Below are 17560 nucleotides of genomic sequence, written 5' to 3'. Positions count from 1 at the left end.
AGTCGACGGCGAGGACGGCTCCATCGGCCGTCCCGGAGACGACGTGATCCTCGATCAGGGGCGGTGTCGACAGCGCCGCGTCGAATTCCTCGACCCACCGCTGGTCACCGGTATCCGCCTCGACCGTGCTGAGAACCTCGTCGACCGCGTATGCAACGATCTCGTCGTCGACCGCGTCGTCGAACTCAGGGAACGCAACGACGGGACGCGAGAGTGTCGGGTCCGCGGACTCGAATCGGCGCCGAGCGGATGGAACGCGTTCGAATAGTCACTGGCGGGCGAACGCTGGTACGGTACTGGTTCGATCAAATCCGCGAGTCACAACGACGGCCGACAGTTCTCTCACTCGGTCGTCCGTCCCGGACCGAGGACGGTGTCCTCGCCGAGTGCGGCCTCGCCCATGGCGAACGCCCGCGGACGGAGCGCACTGTTGACACCGAGGAACGTGTCGACGCCGAGCGTGAACTCGTCTTCGATGGGGAGCACCTGCGCGGTGACGTGGGCCGGCGTCTCTGTCTCGACGATGTGTTCGACGGCCTCCCGTTGTTCCGCCGAGTCGAACGGCCCACAGCAGAGTGCGAACGACCGCGGCCCTGGCAACAGGGAGGCGAACTGGGCTCTGGCCGCCTCGTTCTCGATGCAGTCTAAGTCACCCGGTTCGAGGAAGAACAGTCGCTGGTCGATGGCGCGACCCGACGAGAGCGAGGAGGCGTCGCTCTCGGTTCCGGTCGCGTCCAGTAGCCGAGAACGGTCAGCTCGCTCCGCCGTGGTTCGCTCGGGGCCGGACCGCCCCTCGTCGGTGGTATGAGAGAGGTACAGTTCGAGCATCGCGCGCAGGCCGGCCTTCGTCCCCCGCTTCCGGTAGAGTTCGGGCGCCCTGGCGAGGAGTTCCCGTCGCGCGCTCTCCGGCCAGGACCGGTAGTCGTCCGCAGCCAGCCAGGTTTCGATCCACTCGAGCGACTCGCTCGGCACCCCGCCCGGATCCATGTACCGGCTGAACCCCTCGATCTCGCGCTCGATCTCGACGAACGAGGTCTCGAAGACCGAGAGAAACCGTTCCAGGAAGGTCGCCGACCGGTCGTCTTCCTGGTACACCTCGGGCAGGTACCGGAGGTACGACTGGCGTGGACAGTACGCCATCACTGAATCGACCAGCGGCGCCGCCGTCGGCGTCCCGACGAGTTCGACGGCCACGTAGAGGTATCGCCCAGTCGCATCCCGCAACAGCGTCTCCTCGGGATCGATCGTCTCGACGAGTGTCCAGCGGTCGTCGGCGTGGTCGGCGAGCGTCTCACCTGCGGCCTCACACCACGACCGGATCGTCGAGACGTCGAACCGGTCGGATCGCTCGGCGAGGTCGGTCGGCGCTGCCGTCGCGAGCGCCCACAGCGAGTCGACGCCGCTCTCCCGGAGCGCCTCGATCGCACTCGGATCGAGCCCCTCAGTGCCAAGGCCCTCGGCGTCGAACGAGCCGATCGCCGCCTCGTCGGTCGCGACGTAGCGGAGTCTGACCTGCGTACTCGCCGAGGCACGGGCGATGTCGAGCGCGATGCGGTGCCACTCGACGGCGGCCCGTCCGGCATCGAAGCGGTGAAACGCCACGCCAACGTGGCGATCGCGTTTCGGGTGCCGAGCGTACTCGCCGACCTCCTGGAGCGCGTAACTCGCCCGCTCCTCGCCCAGGAGCGCGTAGAAGACCCGCCGGCTGTGCTCGTCGGTGGGTTGGCCGACGAGGTCGACACACGGCCGCGCGAGCTCGTGACGGAGCGTGAACCGTTCCTGGTCGGGGTCCCACTCGAAGAGCCCGTGTCCATCCCGGTCGTCGAACGTTCCGGCGACGACGAGCCTCCCTGACGGAACGGCGATCGCCGTCGGTGTGAACGAGGCGTCCTCGGTGACGAACGCACCAGTCGAGAGCGGATACAGGCCCTCACGACGCTCTTCCTCGGCGTCGAACGCACGAATCGTCCGTCCGTCACTCGTCTCGTCGAGGACGTACATCCGGCCAGCACAGACCGCGAGGTCGATCGGCGACTGCAGCCACCAGTCGACGGTCAGTTCCGCCTCGCCGCCGACGGTTACGAGCCGATCGTCACCGTCGACGACGTAGACGACGCCGTCCGCGTACCGGAGCGTTCGTGGGTCCGCCGCCTCACAGGGAAGCTGACCGAGTTCCCGCTGCAATCGCGGCGAGAGCGTGACGATCGAGCCGTCGGCGGCGTCGGCAACGTAGACGCGGTTCTCACTCGCACACACCGCACAGGGTCGATCGATCGAGGACTCCGAGCCCTCTATCAGCCGCTGATGCAGGTCAGTCGCGGGATCGTAGCGATACAGCGCCCCCGAGTCGTCGAGCGTGTAAAGGACGCCGGTCGGATCGACGGCGTGATCGACGACCGACACGCCGAGATCGGACTCGCGGATCGAGGTCGTTCGCGCGATCGACAGGCCGCCGTCGACGACGGCGACGTTGCGTTTCACCCACTCGTTCCAGTCGGCCTCACTCGTCGCCGTCGAGTACGAGTACTCCATCTCAGTTCACCCCACCCGTCCCGTGTAAGTCGACCGTCACCGAATCGACGGCGAACAGCGCCGCGTCGCCGATCTCGACCGTGTGTTCGTCGACCATCGTCCCCCCGTGGGCGGTGATCGAGAGGTCCGAGACGTGATCGATCGCCTCCAGATCGGTGAGTCGTTCGACGAGACGCGTCCCCTGTAACGGCTGGCCGAACGGCCAGCCGTCCCCGCCGGCGCCCGTGAGCGGGTGCACGTACGATTCGATCGCCTCCGCGACGGCGGTCTCGTGATTGCGCGCCGTGTATCCCGGACGGGTCCGGCCCGTCACGGAGAGTTCCAGTCCGACGTAGCGCGGCCCCCGAACGGAGACGCGGTCGGTCAACAGCGTCCGCTCGCCGACGTGTGACTGGACGGCCCGGACGAACCCGTCGCTGGGAACCGGCCGGCCCACGTCGGGCGGCGCGTACGGAACGACGACGACGGTGATCGGATCACCGACGAGCACGGCCGTCCGGGCGATTCGCAAGCCGGGCGTCCGTGCGGCCACCGAGCGAACGTCGTCGGCCGTGACGGCACGATAGGGGCGTCTGAGATCACGCCGCGCCCGGCGCATGGCCGCCTCGACCGACTCGGCGTCCGTCCCGCCCGTCGCCCCGGAAAGTGGGGAGACACCACCCTCGGCGGTGGCGAGCGATGTCCCGGCGATGCCGTCGGGCATCGGGTCGGCGAAGCGCCAGACCGCACCCGGCGACACGTTCCCCGCCTCGCCGCCGCCGTAGACGTACGACGCCGAGATCGTCGCGTTCGCCGGGGGAACCCGTCCGGAACGCCCGTCACCGAACGTCACGCGACCGCGGGATCGGTCGAGGACGTAGTGTGGATCGTCGGGCCCGGAGGCGTCGAAGTCGGGGACCTCGATGAATCGCTCGCCGTCGACGCTGACCGTCGCGGCGAACAGGTTCTCGTCGGGGAACGCGTAGGTCTGTCCGTCGAGTCCGAGCGTCTCCTCGGTGCCACCGGAGCCGGGAACCGTCACCGGGCGGAGCGATTCGTCCGCGACGCGCGCCCGGTGGCTCGCGGTGACGACGTTCGTTCGGACACCGTCTAGCTGTGGCGGAAACTCGTATCCCGGCGTCTCGACGCGACAGCGGAGCCAGCCGCGGTCGTCCGCCGCGTCGGAGAGCGCGTGGTCCCGTCCCGGCGCTGGTTGCGACGCCGTCGGGCGGGCGAGTTCGATCACTCCACCGTCGTACAGCGCGGTGGTCTCGTCGACGGCGATCGACAGGGGCTCCCAGGAGTCCATCTCGGGACCACGATACGCCCACGAGAGGTCGACCGTCGGCGAGAAGGATGGCTCGTCGGCGAGGGCGTCGCCCGGGGCTGGATCGGGCAGATCGTCGTCGTGATAGTCGACGACGAGCGTGAGCGCGTCCGTGCCAGCGAACGGGTCGCCGTCGAAGCCGAGAAAGAGCGCATCGTCGGCGCAGACGTCGTCACCGAACGGTCGGTAAAACATGCCACTCGTTCGATTCGCCTCGGTGTGGTCCGTCTCGCCCGTGCCATCGACGGTGGCGACGCGATCGATCTCGGCCCCCGAGAGCACGACGTCGTGGTCGGTCTCGAACCGATAGCTCTCGTCGGCGCCGTCCGCGACGGCGAGTCCGGTTCCGGCCGGAATTCGCGTCCCGACGGTCGACTCCGGTGGGTCGATCGACAGCGGCGCGGACGCAGCCGTCTGCGGTCGGCGTTCGTGCCCGAGGAGCCGAAGGTACTTCTCCCGGTGGGCATCGGTCACCTGGTCGAGCTGATAGCTGTGCGTCTCAGTCACCCACGCGAGCACTTCGAGGATCGTGATCCCCGGATCGTGTGGGTTGAAATCCGTCCACTCAGCTTCGTACGCGGGGATCAGTTTCTTCGCCTGCTCGAGCAAGTCCTCGTACGTTTGATCGTCGAGCGTCGGGACATCTATTCCCATGTGACTGGCACCTCCGTGTCGGCACTCGTGCGAGCCGGTGCCGGCAGGTATCGATAACACGCCAGCATATCGGCGGCTACCGGCACCGACGGTGTGTCGACGGCCATCGACACCGACGGCACGTCGGTAGCAATCGATACTGATGACGGCACGTCAGCAGCCAACGACGCCGACAGTCGTCGCCCTCGGTGAGCGATCGACCGGTCGCTCATCGGTCCACCTCCATCGTGACCGTCAGGTCGTGCGACCCACTGCACGGGAGCGTATCCCGGGGGAGCGATCGGTGCTCGTCGTGACGCGAGAGGGTTCGACGGTCACCGGACCCGGAGAGCGTCACGTCGAACGCGAGGACGTCCGCGACAGCCTCCACGTCGGCCACGATGTCGGCGAGTACCTGTGGTTCCGGTAACTCGCCGAACGGCCATCCGTCCCCGTCGTTGCCCGACAGCGGGTGGAGGTAGGCGTCGAGTCGTGACGAGATCGTTCGCTTGAGCTGTGAGACGCTCTTGACCCCCGTCGCCTCGACCGTCGCCTCGACCGACACCTCGCAGTAGCCGGGTCCACGAACGACGATATCGGCACCGTCGTCCGCCGCGACCGACGCGGGTGCCCGGTCGTAGAGCGCCTCGCGAACGCGGTGTTTGAGTGCGACGGAGGGAACCGGCTTCTCCCGGTCGGTCTGCGGGACGATCAGGACCGTCACCCGGGACTCGCCCGCTCGGCGATCGAGCGACGGATCACACGAGACGACCGCGAGTTCCGGGAACGTCGCCATCGCCACCTGCTCGTAATCGCTCGGCGTGACGGCGCGCCCGCGATGTTTGAGTCGGTTCGTCGCCCGGGAGACGAGCGTCGCCGTCGACTCGGTGTCGGCGCCACCGTCGGCCGCCATCGGATTCGTGACGGATTCGACGAGGGCGATCGAACTGTTGAGCGTCGTCACCGCGCCGGCCTCGACCGTCCCATCCTGGCCACCACCGGTCGTGAACGTCGCCCGGACGTTGTCGGTGCCACTCGGCGGGATCGCACCGGCGTCGCCGTCGCCAAACTGGATCACGCCGAGCGTTCGATTGGAAACGTAGTGCCGGTCCATCGGCCCCGAATCGAGGAAGTCCTCGACGGCCTGCCAGCGAACCCAGAAGGCGCTGCACTCCCCGCGTGCGTCGTACTCGGGATCGACGTCGGCTGGACGGGTCTCGCGCAACCGTCGGCGCTCCCCGGCCGAAAGCGTCGCGTGTTCGTCCACCCACACGTCGACGTCGATCAGCGGCGCGTGCGAGCACCCGAAGGACTGCTCGTGTGAGCCGTCGCTCGAACCGAGGATTTCGTCTTCGATCGTCGTCGTGTTGTACGCCCACCCCGTGTTGTTGTAGAGGCCGTCGAGAACGGGCGGCGGTGCCGTCCGATCCGACGCCGCAGTCGCCTCGTCGGAAGCTGGCGACGTCGAGGCGTTCGCCATCGAACCGGCCGAGAGGTCGAACTCGTCTTTGGTCACGCGAGCGCGGATCCAGTGGCGCTCCCGGCCGAACAGCGACAGTGGCCGGGTCGGGGTCGGGAGCGTGAACGTGACCATCCCGCGCTCGGTGAGGCCAGCGGTCCGGTCGACGACATCGAGCGGTTCCCACTCGCCGCTGGCCGGATCGGGACAGTACTCCCACTGGACGGCGGTGTCGAACGAGGGCGGGTACGGAGCGTCCTCGACCGGGACGAACAGCGACAGGGGACCGTCTCGCAGCGGTTCGTCGAAGCCGACGTAAACCGTCTGCGTCTCGTCGGCCAGATCACGGAACGCGGCGAACGAGCCGTCGCGGGGAGCGAGATCCTCGCTGTACGAAGCGTTGTTGTGTCGAAACACCGCCTCGAACGGGCGCTCGCCGCGGTCGTAGTGGACCACCAACTCCTCGAAGACCGGCTCGTCCGCGTCGGAAACACGCCGTCCGCGCTCGCCGTCGTCGGTGACGTCGAACTGCGGCTGGCCGTACGAGCCGCTGACGAGCCGGCTGCGTATCCAGACGTTCTCGTGGCCCGAGACGGTCGTCGGCTCGATATCGTCGGGTACGTCGAAACTGACGCGCCCGCCCGTCGTCAGCGCGTCCGTCTCGTCGGTCACCGACGTCAGTCGCGTCCAGCCGTCGCCGTTCCAGTACTCCCAGGAGAGGTGTGGCGGTCCGCCGACGACGCCGCCGGCTGCCAGCCCGGCGTCGTTGTCGGCTCCGCCCGTATCGGTCGCCGACACAGCGCCGTCACCGTCCGATGGTGGGACGAACTCGAGTTCGACGACACCGCCGGGTTTCGTGAACGCTTCTTCACACGAGACGTAGAACGTCGCCGGCGGATGGGGCATCCGTCCGAACGGCCGAAGCGTCTCCGTCGGCGACAGCGGCACGTCGTTCGACAGCAACTGATCCGGTTCGCGTCCGTCGGGACAGCCGACGTGGATCGCAAGCGACCGAATCGTCGCCGAGAGCGATCGCGACGCCTCACGCCGGCGACAGCGAATCCACCGGCTCGTGGTCCCGGCGACGGTGTGTTCGACGGTCGACCCCGGCAACCGAAAGGTCCGGGCGGCGTGGCGGCTGTCAGTCGCCTCGAACCGATCACCCGTCGCCGATCGCGACTGAAGTCGCTCCTGTAAGCGTTCGACGCCGACGTCCTCGTCGGCCCACTCGCCCTCCGTGGACTCGGTGAGCGGGTGCCAGCCCTCGTCGCCGTCGGAATCGACACCGTAGTACTCCCACTCGACTGCGTCGAATACCCGATCGGCGTCGTCCGCGGTCGTCAGCGAGAGCGTGAACGACGACCCCGAATCGAGCGTGAGCGCAGCGTCGCTCCCGAGATAGAGGACGTGCGCCTGCCGATTCTCCCCGTCGAAGAGCGTGACGGGACCATCGTCGTCGACGAGTTCGTCGTGTGCGACGATCCGATCCGTCGAGGGGTCGACGGCGACGAGGTCGGCGAGCCTCGCGCCGGTCGCCTCGAAGCCGCCCTCCTGGGGCAGTTCGAACACCTGCGGCTCCCCCGACCCCGTCTCGGCGACCGCCTGCGTCCCCGCCGGAATCGCCACGTTCCGATCCAGATCGGTCGATACCTGAAACGTGAGGGGGACGCGTGCGGCCTGGGGCGGCCGCCGGTCGAAATCGAGCGCGTCGAGGAACGCGAGTCGGTGTTTCTCCGGTACCTCTGCCAGTCTGGTCCGGAGATCCGCCTCGAACTGCGAGAAGATCCGAACCAGCGCCCGGCCGGCGTCGGGCGTCCGTGGGTCCCACGCCTCAGTGTAGGCGTCGGCACGCTCGAGTAGCGTCTCGAACACCGCCTCCTGGTCGCGGTCACCCAGTCGTGGTCCCTGACTCACGCGTGCTCACCCATCGCCTTCGGTGATGTGGAACGGGTAGACCATGTTCGCGAGACTGTTCGTCGTCCGGACCCGGTAGTCGATCTCGATCAGGACCCGGTTGGGCTCGTCCGCGTCGGTCCGCGCCGAGACGTTCTCGACGTCGATCCGCGGCTCCCAGCGAACCAGCGACTCGTGGACGGAGTTCTCGATCAGATTCAGCGTCGCCGGCGACGCCGACGAGTAGACGTGGTCGTGGATATCACAGCCGAACTCCGGACGCATGAGTCGCTCACCCTTCGCCGTCCCCAGGATGAGCCGAATCGCTTCCTGAATGTCGTCCTCACCGGACGAGAGGGCGAGATCGCCGCGATGGTCCGGTCGAACCGGGTACCGCCAGCCGGAGCCGAGAAATTCGTCAGCCATGGTTAGCCGATGAGGACGCTGGGACAGCCGGCCGCGATCGTGTTCGGCGGCCCGCTCTCGACGATCGTATCACCCATCCTGGCGGCGGGGAGTTTGTTGATCAGGACGGACGTACTCCCCGCGACGACGGGGCCGCCCACGTGGGGGACGACACCCGTCGTCAACGGACAGGTGTGGACGTCACCCAGCGCGCGCCACGCGGGCTTTTTGCCGATCAGGACGTTCGGACTGGCGGTACCGGTCAGTGGCGTTCCGTGTGCGGTCTGGTCGCCGAGTCTGGCTGCTGGTTTCATAGAGATGTCCTCAGTTGAGCTGGATCAGGGCCCCTTTGAGCGTCATCGGGCCCGTGGAATCGATCTTCATCAAGCCGGACGACGAGATCGCGACCTGCGCGTTACTCGAGAGCGAGACCTTGTTCTTGCTCGAGACGTCGACGGCGGTGCCGCCGGAGAGCTTCAGCTTCTTTGTCCCGTTGACCGTGATCGTGGGCGCTTTCAGGTCGAGTTCCTTCGCCGCCTCGATGGAGACACTACCGCCCGACGAATCGAGCGTGATGGCGTTGTCGCCCTTCTCGTCGCTGATCGAAACCGTCTCCGACCCGCTCGAATCGTCGATGCGGATCTCGTGTCCGCCGCTCGTCTCGATCGTGATCGAGCCCTCGTCGGCGTCGTCGAAGGTGATGGCGTGGTCGCTCCGCGAGCGGATCTCGCGAACGTCGTTTTTCCCCTCGGTGTTCGTCTGCGGTGGCTTTTGCTTGCCGTTCCAGAGCGAGCCGACGACGAACGGCGTGTGAATGTCGCCGTTCTCGAACGCGACGAGGACCTCGTCGTCGACCTCCGGGAGGAAGTACGAGCCATAGCCGTCCCCGGTCATGGTCGTCGCGATCCGCGCCCAGTAGCTCTCGTCGTCGGCGTCGCGCCAGGGGAACTTGAGCTTGACCCGACCGAGATCCTTCGGATCCTCGTTGTCGGTGACGATACCGACGACGACGCCCTGAATCCCACCGTCGGAAGTCTCGCCGTCGAAGACGCCCGCACGCGTCATGCCGGCACCTCCACGACCTCGAACGATGTCCGGTAGCCCGAGGCACCCATCCGGTGGGTCGCCTTGGTCACGTGATACCGTCCGGAGAATCTGGAGCCGAGTTCGGCCAGTTCGATCGTCTCCCCGGCCCGAATCTCGGGAATGCCGTCTGCCTCACCGTGGCCGGTGACGATCCCGTCTGCGTACTGGTTGTGTTTCGTCGTTGCGATGCGTTTGGCCTCGTCTCGTGACATGGCTGGCACTCTGAACACCTCTTTGTGAGCCGCGCTCGCGCTGCCCGCGGTCGCCGTGATCTCCTCTCGTTTCCCGACGTCCCACGACCGAACCTCGACCCGGTAGTCCTGTTTCTGCTGGGTGCACTCGCCGAAGAAGTCGTGCAGTGCTTCTCCGTACCAGAGTTCGACGGCCGGGTCGTCGTCGACGGCGCTCGATCGCGGGACGAACCGAACCGTCTCGCGCGTCGCGTAAAATTCGAAGCCGTAGGTCGCCGCCAGATCCTGGATAAAGCGGTAATCGGTCTTCCCGTCCTGAATGAGTTTCTCTCGCTTGATATCGGCACTCTGGACGTCGATCGAGGAGAACGCGTACGACGAGAGGACGTCTTCGACGGCCGCGCCCACCGTCGTCTCCGACCACGAGTCGGATCGCGTCCCCTGCATCGGCGCCCAGAGCAGTCCGTACCCCGAGAGTTGGACCGACGGGCCGCGGTCGAGCGTGAACTCCCCCGAAACCGACTGAATCTTTCCCGACAGCAGTGGCGTGAGCTGCCCGTCGTCGCCGTATCCCATCGAGATATCGACGTCCGTCCCGATGGCGAAGTCGTCCCAGTTCAGTCCCGCGAACTCGTCGAGTTCCTCGTCGAACGGATAGTTCAGGGTGAACGAAAACCGATCGGCACCCTCGAAGGAGGTTTCGACGACGAGGTCGGCGATTCGACCGCCCGGCTCCTGAAACGTCTGGCCGCCGACGTCGACGGTGAAGCGGGGTGAGTATCGTGGGTGGTTGTCTATCGTACTCATGTGGCGTCGCTCGATTACAGCGGCGGCAGTTCGAGTCGCTCACCCGCCGCGATCGCCCGCGGGTTCTCGATGTCGTTCTGCTCGGCGATCGTCCGCCAGTGGGAGGGGTCGCCGTACTCCTCCGAGGCGATCAACCAGAGCGTATCGCCCTCCGTCACCGTCCAGACCTTGGTCTTGTCCGTCGACTCGGGCGAGACCTCCGACTTGTGGTAGTCGGCCGTCTTGTACTCCGTGAAGACGACCGAGACGCGCGCCCGGATCGGGACACCGCTCGGCAGAAACTTCGTGAATTGCTTGTTCGCCCGTTCGAGCAGCGCGGTAAAGGTGATACCGTCGCCCCAGACGAACCGGCAGACTGGTGGCGCGTGGAGTTCGCCGTCGACCGACAGCAGCGTGTCGATGTGTTTGGTATACCGCTCGCGAACGTCGACCGTCGCACCGTCCTCGTCGAGCTCGTCGGTCGTATCGAAAAACAACTCCATCGAGAGACGTTCGGCGTTTCCGTCGACGAACTGCATGATCGACGCACCCGACCCCGTCGCTTTCATCTCACCGTAGTTGACGCTCTTTTCTACCGTGTACGAGTTCGGATTGAACGAGCACTCGATCGTCTCACCCCCCTGTTTCCCGTTGACGATCATGATCTGTGCCTTCTCTAGCGTTCCGCTTCGTGACATCTACAGTCCCCTCCGTTCGCGTTCGATCCGCTGTTTGCGTTCGAGTTTCCGGTACAGGCGCTCGACTACGCGATCGACGTCGGCGTCGAATCGCATCGCCTCGTCGATCGGTGCGTCGACGCCACGTCGCCGGTCAACGCCCCGGGAACCACCGTCGATTCCATCAGTTCCCGCTTCAGTCGCACCACCGACAGCGTGGGTTTCGTTCGAGGGGCTCGCGTCCGTCCGTGGCGGCAGGTCGTCGAGCGCCGACGCCGGCGTCGGATGCCGTCGATCCGGCTCGTCACCGGCAGGCCGCGAGTGGGATCGACTTGCGTCCCTCCGGCGGGTCGTCTCCGGGCGAGATCGAGCCCCACCAGCCGATGACGAACTCGACGGAGCGCCCGGCGTCGTCGGGCGATTCGATCGCTGGCTACCGGCCGCCGAACGGGCGGACGAATACCCAGCACCCACACTGTCAGCTTGCGATCGAGTGGTGCTGGAATCGGCCATCTGTGGCGCGTCCGTCCGGCCACTGGCGAGCCCCGCAGTCGGTGCGGGCTGTCCAGCACTATCGGGGCCAGTCGAACCCGACTGCCCGGCGTCCTGACCCGCCGGTGACGGTGTGTGGCGATAGACGAACGTCGCACCGCGAGTGGCCGATTTCATATTGTTATCCAGTCCACCGTTGGATATTCGTTTCCTTCCTGTTATTTTATATCTATCTGTTTTCGTGTCTTCGGCCGGCCCGATTGCGTGTGCGGTCCGAGTCGGTGCGGACCGACCGGCCGTCTGTGCAGTTGCGACATCGACCGACCCGAGAGTGGCGGACGGCGATGAGCCGTTGGTGGGCCGACCGCGTCGGTCAGTTGGTGGATCAGTCGTCGCAGTTGGGCCCGTGCTTGTCGCCGCCGACGAAGTCGTGTGATCTGCGACGATAGGCGCCTGCCCCGCCGCGGCGTCGGCATCCGCATCGGTCGAACCGACGACGGGACCACCGGAACGCACAGCGCTGGGCGGTCGTGTCCGATCGACCACGCGGCGGGTCAGCGAACGGCCACGGAGCCCATCACTAGCCTCCCGACCGCCCGCCGTGTCGGCGTTTGCCTCGGGCGAAGTCGGCCCGCCCGCGGCCGACTCAGTGTCGACCGATGGGGCACGGACCGGGACCGACGCGGCGAGTCCGTTCTCGCCTGTGATCCCGACCCAATCGGCACGCGATGGGACCGACGATCGATCCGCAACGACGTTCCGTGACGTACGTTCACCCCGGCGCTCGCGTGTAGCCGCACGCGCAGTTACCTGCGTTTGGCCAGCAGCGCGCCGACGTGACGACGGACTACCGACATCGACGACAGCCTGCGTCGAACCGTCCGCAGCACCTGAAAGAGGGGTGTCGTCGACAGTGGCAACAGCGACGGCGTCGGTACTCGAACGGCGGAAGTCTTCGGGACGGAGAGAGGGAGTGTCGTGGTCGCTCGCCGCCGTGAGGACCGCGACCCCGTCCGAGTCGAAGTCCCCCTCCCCGCCGTGTGGCGCCCCGGTTCGACCCGTCCGGCTTGGGCCGGTCGAGGTCGTCGGGACACCGCGCTCGTCGGTCGCTCCCGCAGCGTGGACTCGCACCGGACGGTGCGACGGCCGTCCCCGTTCACGACGAACCGGATCCGCGTCGGTTTGCCTCCGCGACGGGCGCACAGCGGCAGACGGACGAGTGGACGCAGCATCGGACGGTCGGACGGTTGCATCGGCGACACGGACAGACGCCTCCCGGGTCAAGTGAGCGGTCAGCGAGTTGTCCCCGTCTGGGCGCCAGCGTGCGATCGGCGTCGAACCGGCCGACGAGGGACGTACAACGTGTGGCGCCTGTCGTGGCGGTTCCACGACATCGGACGAGGCCGTTACAGCGGCCGAGATCGACGAACCGATCGACGCCGACGTACCGGTCGACGTCTCACCTGCGTCAGTTGTGACACCACCGACACCAGTCGGCGAGGAAGCGGTGTGAGAGTCGCGAGACTGCGGCCGGGCGGCCGTCTCGGACGACGAGTCGGCGACACTCGACACCTGCGGACGACTCGCCCCATCGTTCGGCCGTGTCCGATCGGGCGGCTCCGGCGACCGGTCGTGACGGTCGTTTTCGGACTGCACAGTCGTCGCCGCGGGCGACTCGGGAGTGGACCGCTCGCCTTCGGATCGATCGGCCCCAGTTCCGGGCGCCGATCGCCTCACGGATGCCGACGTGACCGACTCGAGAGTCGGCGGCGATCGAGAGTTCGTTTGGGCCCCAGTCCGAACGTCGACGTCGGAAGCCGTCCCAGCGGCTGGGGGACGCGGCATCGAAAACAGCCTGGCCCGTCGCTGCACGGCAGCACCGACGGTCCCGGGCCTTCGCCCGTCGACGCCACCGGGTTCGACGCCGTCAGTTGGGCGGGGCGTCGTCCCGTCGGCTGACGGTGCGACAGTCGGTGAGCCCTGCCGACCTGGAGAGCGGGCCGCTTCGACACCAGTCGCGGGCGAGCGAGCGGGAGTGACACCGCGGGGAGACGATTCGGTCACCCTGGCCGCTGCCTCCGGATCCGGGCCGGCCACCCCGGCTGTCGCCCTCGTACCGGCGGTAGCCGGCTGACGGGCGAGCGGCCCCGCCGCTTCGTCCCCGGCACGGGCCGATCGGTCCGATTCGTGCGGCGAACGGCGCTCACCGCCGACCTGCGTCTCGTCGTGAGCGGGCTCGCCGGCCCGATCACCGATCGAAGCCGACGTATCGAGGACGGTCGGTCGTGCGGCCACCGCGCCGGCATCGCCCTGCCGGCGAGACGCAACCGAGACGGCACCGCCGGGTTCGGACCGGCCAGTTGCGATACGTGTGGCGGGACGCCAGTCGGTCCGGCCGGCCGTGGCGTGGACGAGCCGAGTTGTGCCCGCCGTCGAATCGGATTCGGCCGTCGCAACCGGCAGGGATGGCTCCGTGCCGGTCGAAGCCACCGTCCCGGTGGGAACGGACAGCGGACGAGTGTCGCCGAGAGACCGGTCCGCAGGCAGTCGTGTGGTACTGGTGGGAGTCGGCGACGGAGCGACGGGACGATCGGAAGACGGCGGTGGCCTGCTCACAGCCGGTTCGTCTGTCCGGGTCGTCGCCATGGGGTGGGTCGACCGGTCAGGCGTGACGGGGTCCGGCCGCTCTGTGACCGACTCCCCCGTCGACGGTTCGACCGCACTGTCGGGAGAGCGCGGTGCTCCAGCGATCGATTCGGGACGAGCGGGCTCGCCGTCCATCGGTTGTGTGCTGACGCGTGGCTCACGTCGAGCACTCGTCTCGGCAGCCGGTGCCGGCCCGTCGTCGGTCCCGTGACGGCCAGCCGGTTCGCCAGGTCGCTCCGCCGTCGGGACGGAAGCCGATTGTGCCGGACGGGTCGACGGTTCGGGAGTGTGCGTTCGGAGCGCTGCAGGCGTTCCCTCGGCAACGTCCGGCCGAGAGCGACCGGTGGGTAACACATCGGACTCGGGCCGCTCCTGAGCCAACGCCACCTCGTCGGTATCGGTTCCTGTGTGCTCCTCCCGTCGAACGAACGTCCGTCTCGTCGGTGGCGCGGGTGTGCTCGGTGCGTCGGGTTCGGACGTCGTCTCGAACTCGCTCGACAGTTCGACGTCGGCGATCGACGCCGTGCGTTCGGTGAAGGGTGATATGGTCGGTAGTGCGGGTGAATCGGCCGGTGATTCGTCGCCGTCCACCGCGCCGTCGGCCGTGCGGTCGCGGCGGGCTGGCGCAGACGATCGAGTCAGCGGTGCGTGGGTCGACCCGCCGGCGTCGAGAGCGGCTCCATCGATCCAGCCACCCGTCGACGGGCGGTCGACTGTCGGTCCGGACGGGTCCAACCACGTCAGTCCGTCGTCGACAGTCGCCGGTGGATCACCATCCGAGCTGCTGCCGTCGACAGCAGCCACGTCGCCTTCGGACGGTCGGCCGTCGGTTCGTCGCCGACGAACGGTGAGTGCGAGCGTCGACCAGCGGCGAACGATTCGCCGAACGAACCGACCAGCGAGCCGATCCGGATCCATCGTCTGGATCGAGCGCTGGCGTCTGGCGACAGAGCCCAGTCCGGTCGTCGCGACAGCGCCGAGCGGTGGCGTCGGCGACGCTGCGTCGGACGCCTCGAGACCGTCGTGGTCGAATCGCGAGATGGAACAGCCGTCGCTCGTAACGGCGCATCTGACGTCGCGCAGGGGCAGACTGGTCGTAGAACGGTCGTCCTGATGCATCATTGGTGAGCGAAGTCCGATTTCGCGCGCGTATTCCTATTAGCCGCGAGATAATTTAGTATTTTCCCACAGTGTCCTTGGTGTGAGTGTCAGCGTATTCGATCAAATGCGGGCCGGGGTATCGACCGCGGGTGAGCAGCGTTACTCCTGGGGAACCAGTTCCGCTCCGGACGAATTCGGTTCCGGAGTGGCCTCCGGTTTCGAGAGTGCCCCGTCGATGGCGTCGTCGGCCAGTTCGAGCGCGAAAATGTCACCCGACCTGGTGAATAGCGTCGGCGTCTCACCACCCCGTTTGAGGCTGTATCCGAGCGGCAAGTCGATCGAATCGTCGTTGGGTTCGAGCGTGAAGGAATCGGGAATTTCGAACGTACAGACGGCACCGGGGCGAAGTGTGACCGCCACGCCGAGTCGGTAGAGTTCGAAGGAGGTGTCCCTGATCCGCGACTGGGCGAGGTCCACCGACGTGCTCGACTCGTTCTTGATGGTCAGTTCGCGTATGGGCCGAGCCTCGGGTGTTCGAACGGCGACGATAGTGATGTCCGTTCGCTCGACGGTCGTCGTCTCGTAGCGGTTGTAGACGACGAGCGTGATCGCGATTCCAAGGAGGGCAGTGAGCACTGCCGTGATCGTGACGGACGCCGTCCCGGCGTACCACGTCCAGACGGACCACAGCGAGAGACCGCCGACCATCGCACCGAGGAAACCGACGATCAGCGACAGCGTCCGACTCTCCAGCCCGCGGGTGTGGACGTAGCCGGTCTTCACGGACGAGAGGGCAGAGGACTGATCGCCGTTACTCCGTCGATCGAACAGCAATACGAGCCCGGCGGAGAGCGGCCAGGTGACGAGAAAGCCGAGCACGACGGTGTAAGCCGGAACGCGGTCGAAGAGGGTCGCGACGAGTAGGGAGCCGGCGAGGAGTGTCGCGACGAGACAGCCGACGATCACCGCCTGTGCCCACGCCGAGTAGGTGTTCCAGTAGGTTTCGATCTCCTCACGGTGCCGGCGAACGAGCAGGAAACACCCGCCGACGAACAGCCCGAGTAGCGCCACCACGATGAACACGACGGTGGTCGGTTCCAGGACCCACCCGACGAGCGGGAGTGAGATCGACGGGACGTACTCGACGAGGCCCGTCGGTTCGGCGAGCAGCGCCGCGAGAAGCCCCGCGAACACGGCCACGACGAGGACGGGAAAGATCGGGGCGAGCCACTGGGTCACGACGCGGCCGAGTACCTTCTTGACCGGGCCGAGCAGTGCGTTCATCGGGCCACCCCGCGGCCGGCGGGCCGTCCGGCAGTCCGTCGACGACCACGAATCCATCCGGGAGCCTCACTCGAGTTCATGCGATCCAGATAGTGTCCAAAAACCACCGGCGAAATATAAAGACATTGATTTAATAAATCAGATTTAGCTAGTAGTTCGATGACGGTCGGTATCCAGTAACGTGTGATATAGTGGCCATAATGGAGAACGGTAGACGGTCGCGAAAGAAGGAAACAGACGGGTGAAACCTGACAGGTCGGCTGAGGAGCAACGGACAGCCAATCTCGGTGTCGGGTCAGACGGTCCGGATCCGCACGTCGGTCCCATCTCGGTCGCTCTGTTCGGCGCCACTGGGGGCGGACAGGGCGTCTTCGATCGATGTGCGAACGGTCGCGTGCGCATCGGTCCCTGCGACGGCCGGGCCGGCGCACCCGACCGTTCGCCGATCGAACGGAACGTCGAGCGCCTCGTAGACAGCCTGCAACACGTCGGCGATGGGCTCGGCGTTGTCGACGAGGCAGATCCCGGCCCCCAGTGCCCCGTCAGCGGTGACGCGCTGGGCGAGCCCGACGACTTTCCCGCCATCGGGAAGACGGAGCGAATGTGACCCCGGACAGAACGAGTTCGGCGGTTCTCCCTCGACGACGGTGACGCCAGCCGCGTCGAGGCCGTCGACGACAGTCCCGGTCAGCGACGCGTAGCGGTCCTGAATGCCGGAGCGGAGGTCGGCGACGGGTTCGGCACGAGCGAACGCCAGTGCCGTCTCGCCGTCGTAAGCGACCGCCCGCCCACCGACCCGTCGCTCGACCGGCTGGAACCCCCGTTCCGCGGCGAGGCCCCGGGCCCGTTCGAACCCGTCCCGATTGGCGTCTCGCCGCCCGAACGCGACCTGTCGGTGCGGCGTCCAGACGCGAACCGCCCGGTCGCCGTCGGCCGCGTGGTCGAGCAGGCGCTGGCTGGCCTCGCGATCGGCGGGGATGGTCTCACCGCGCCCGCGATAGACGTAGACCGTCACAGTCGACGGTTCGAACCCGAACGAGGTAAACCTACGCGACTCGCAGGTTCGGCC

General features: G+C 67.1%; 14 protein-coding genes. 3 read left to right on the top strand and 11 right to left on the bottom strand.

Annotated elements, in window-relative coordinates; translation table 11 throughout:
* The first annotated feature begins 43 nt into the window (after positions 1-43).
* Positions 44-268 (top strand): hypothetical protein, encoded by a 225-nt coding sequence (locus tag C479_RS16385; RefSeq protein ID WP_007701637.1) that lies wholly within the window; start codon positions 44-46, stop codon positions 266-268.
* 74 nt (positions 269-342) lie between these two features.
* Here the strand turns inward: C479_RS16385 and C479_RS09745 are convergent, their stop codons facing one another.
* From C479_RS09745 to C479_RS16820, 9 genes are all read right to left on the bottom strand, one after another.
* Entirely contained in the window at positions 343-2532 is a 2190-nt protein-coding gene (locus tag C479_RS09745; RefSeq protein WP_007701634.1) for a phage tail protein, read from the bottom strand.
* Between the two features lies 1 nt (position 2533).
* Positions 2534-4492: a putative baseplate assembly protein gene (locus C479_RS09740; RefSeq protein WP_007701631.1), complete on the bottom strand. Its 1959-nt coding sequence runs from the start codon at positions 4490-4492 to the stop codon at positions 2534-2536.
* Positions 4493-4700: 208 nt separating this feature from the next.
* A complete protein-coding gene (locus C479_RS09735; protein ID WP_007701628.1) occupies positions 4701-7844 on the bottom strand; it encodes a baseplate J/gp47 family protein in 3144 nt (1047 codons plus the stop codon).
* Positions 7845-7850: 6 nt separating this feature from the next.
* Positions 7851-8249 carry a GPW/gp25 family protein gene (locus tag C479_RS09730; RefSeq protein WP_007701625.1) on the bottom strand — a complete coding sequence of 133 codons (399 nt, stop codon included), beginning with the start codon at positions 8247-8249 and terminating at the stop codon, positions 7851-7853.
* A 2-nt stretch (positions 8250-8251) separates the two neighbouring features.
* On the bottom strand, positions 8252-8542 hold the full coding sequence (locus C479_RS09725) for a PAAR domain-containing protein (RefSeq protein WP_007701622.1): 291 nt from the start codon (positions 8540-8542) through the stop codon (positions 8252-8254).
* 10 nt (positions 8543-8552) lie between these two features.
* Entirely contained in the window at positions 8553-9293 is a 741-nt protein-coding gene (locus C479_RS09720; RefSeq protein WP_007701619.1) for a phage baseplate assembly protein V, read from the bottom strand.
* Positions 9290-10312 carry a phage late control D family protein gene (locus C479_RS09715; protein ID WP_007701616.1) on the bottom strand — a complete coding sequence of 341 codons (1023 nt, stop codon included), beginning with the start codon at positions 10310-10312 and terminating at the stop codon, positions 9290-9292. The genes C479_RS09720 and C479_RS09715 overlap by 4 nt, the downstream gene beginning before the upstream one ends.
* Before the next feature lie 14 nt (positions 10313-10326).
* Entirely contained in the window at positions 10327-10989 is a 663-nt protein-coding gene (locus C479_RS09710) for a CIS tube protein (RefSeq protein ID WP_007701610.1), read from the bottom strand.
* Positions 10990-11637 (bottom strand): hypothetical protein, encoded by a 648-nt coding sequence (locus C479_RS16820; protein WP_241430182.1) that lies wholly within the window; start codon positions 11635-11637, stop codon positions 10990-10992.
* A 255-nt stretch (positions 11638-11892) separates the two neighbouring features.
* Between C479_RS16820 and C479_RS16815 the strand changes: the two genes are divergently transcribed.
* On the top strand, positions 11893-12225 hold the full coding sequence (locus C479_RS16815; protein ID WP_241430181.1) for a hypothetical protein: 333 nt from the start codon (positions 11893-11895) through the stop codon (positions 12223-12225).
* Between the two features lie 1786 nt (positions 12226-14011).
* A complete protein-coding gene (locus C479_RS16810; protein WP_241430180.1) occupies positions 14012-14317 on the top strand; it encodes a hypothetical protein in 306 nt (101 codons plus the stop codon).
* A gap of 1049 nt (positions 14318-15366) precedes the next feature.
* Here C479_RS16810 and C479_RS09700 read toward each other — a convergent pair.
* Together C479_RS09700 and C479_RS09695 are read right to left on the bottom strand one after the other, a co-directional pair.
* Positions 15367-16491, bottom strand: coding sequence for a hypothetical protein (locus tag C479_RS09700; RefSeq protein ID WP_152415866.1), 1125 nt, complete (start codon positions 16489-16491; stop codon positions 15367-15369).
* Between the two features lie 295 nt (positions 16492-16786).
* Positions 16787-17506, bottom strand: coding sequence for a lipoyl protein ligase domain-containing protein (locus tag C479_RS09695; RefSeq protein ID WP_007701602.1), 720 nt, complete (start codon positions 17504-17506; stop codon positions 16787-16789).
* Positions 17507-17560 lie beyond the last annotated feature (54 nt).

Source organism: Halovivax asiaticus JCM 14624 (genome assembly GCF_000337515.1).
Lineage (GTDB): Archaea > Halobacteriota > Halobacteria > Halobacteriales > Natrialbaceae > Halovivax > Halovivax asiaticus.
The sequence above is the reverse complement of the archived record's forward strand: the minus strand, read 5'-3'. Positions and strand labels throughout refer to the sequence as shown.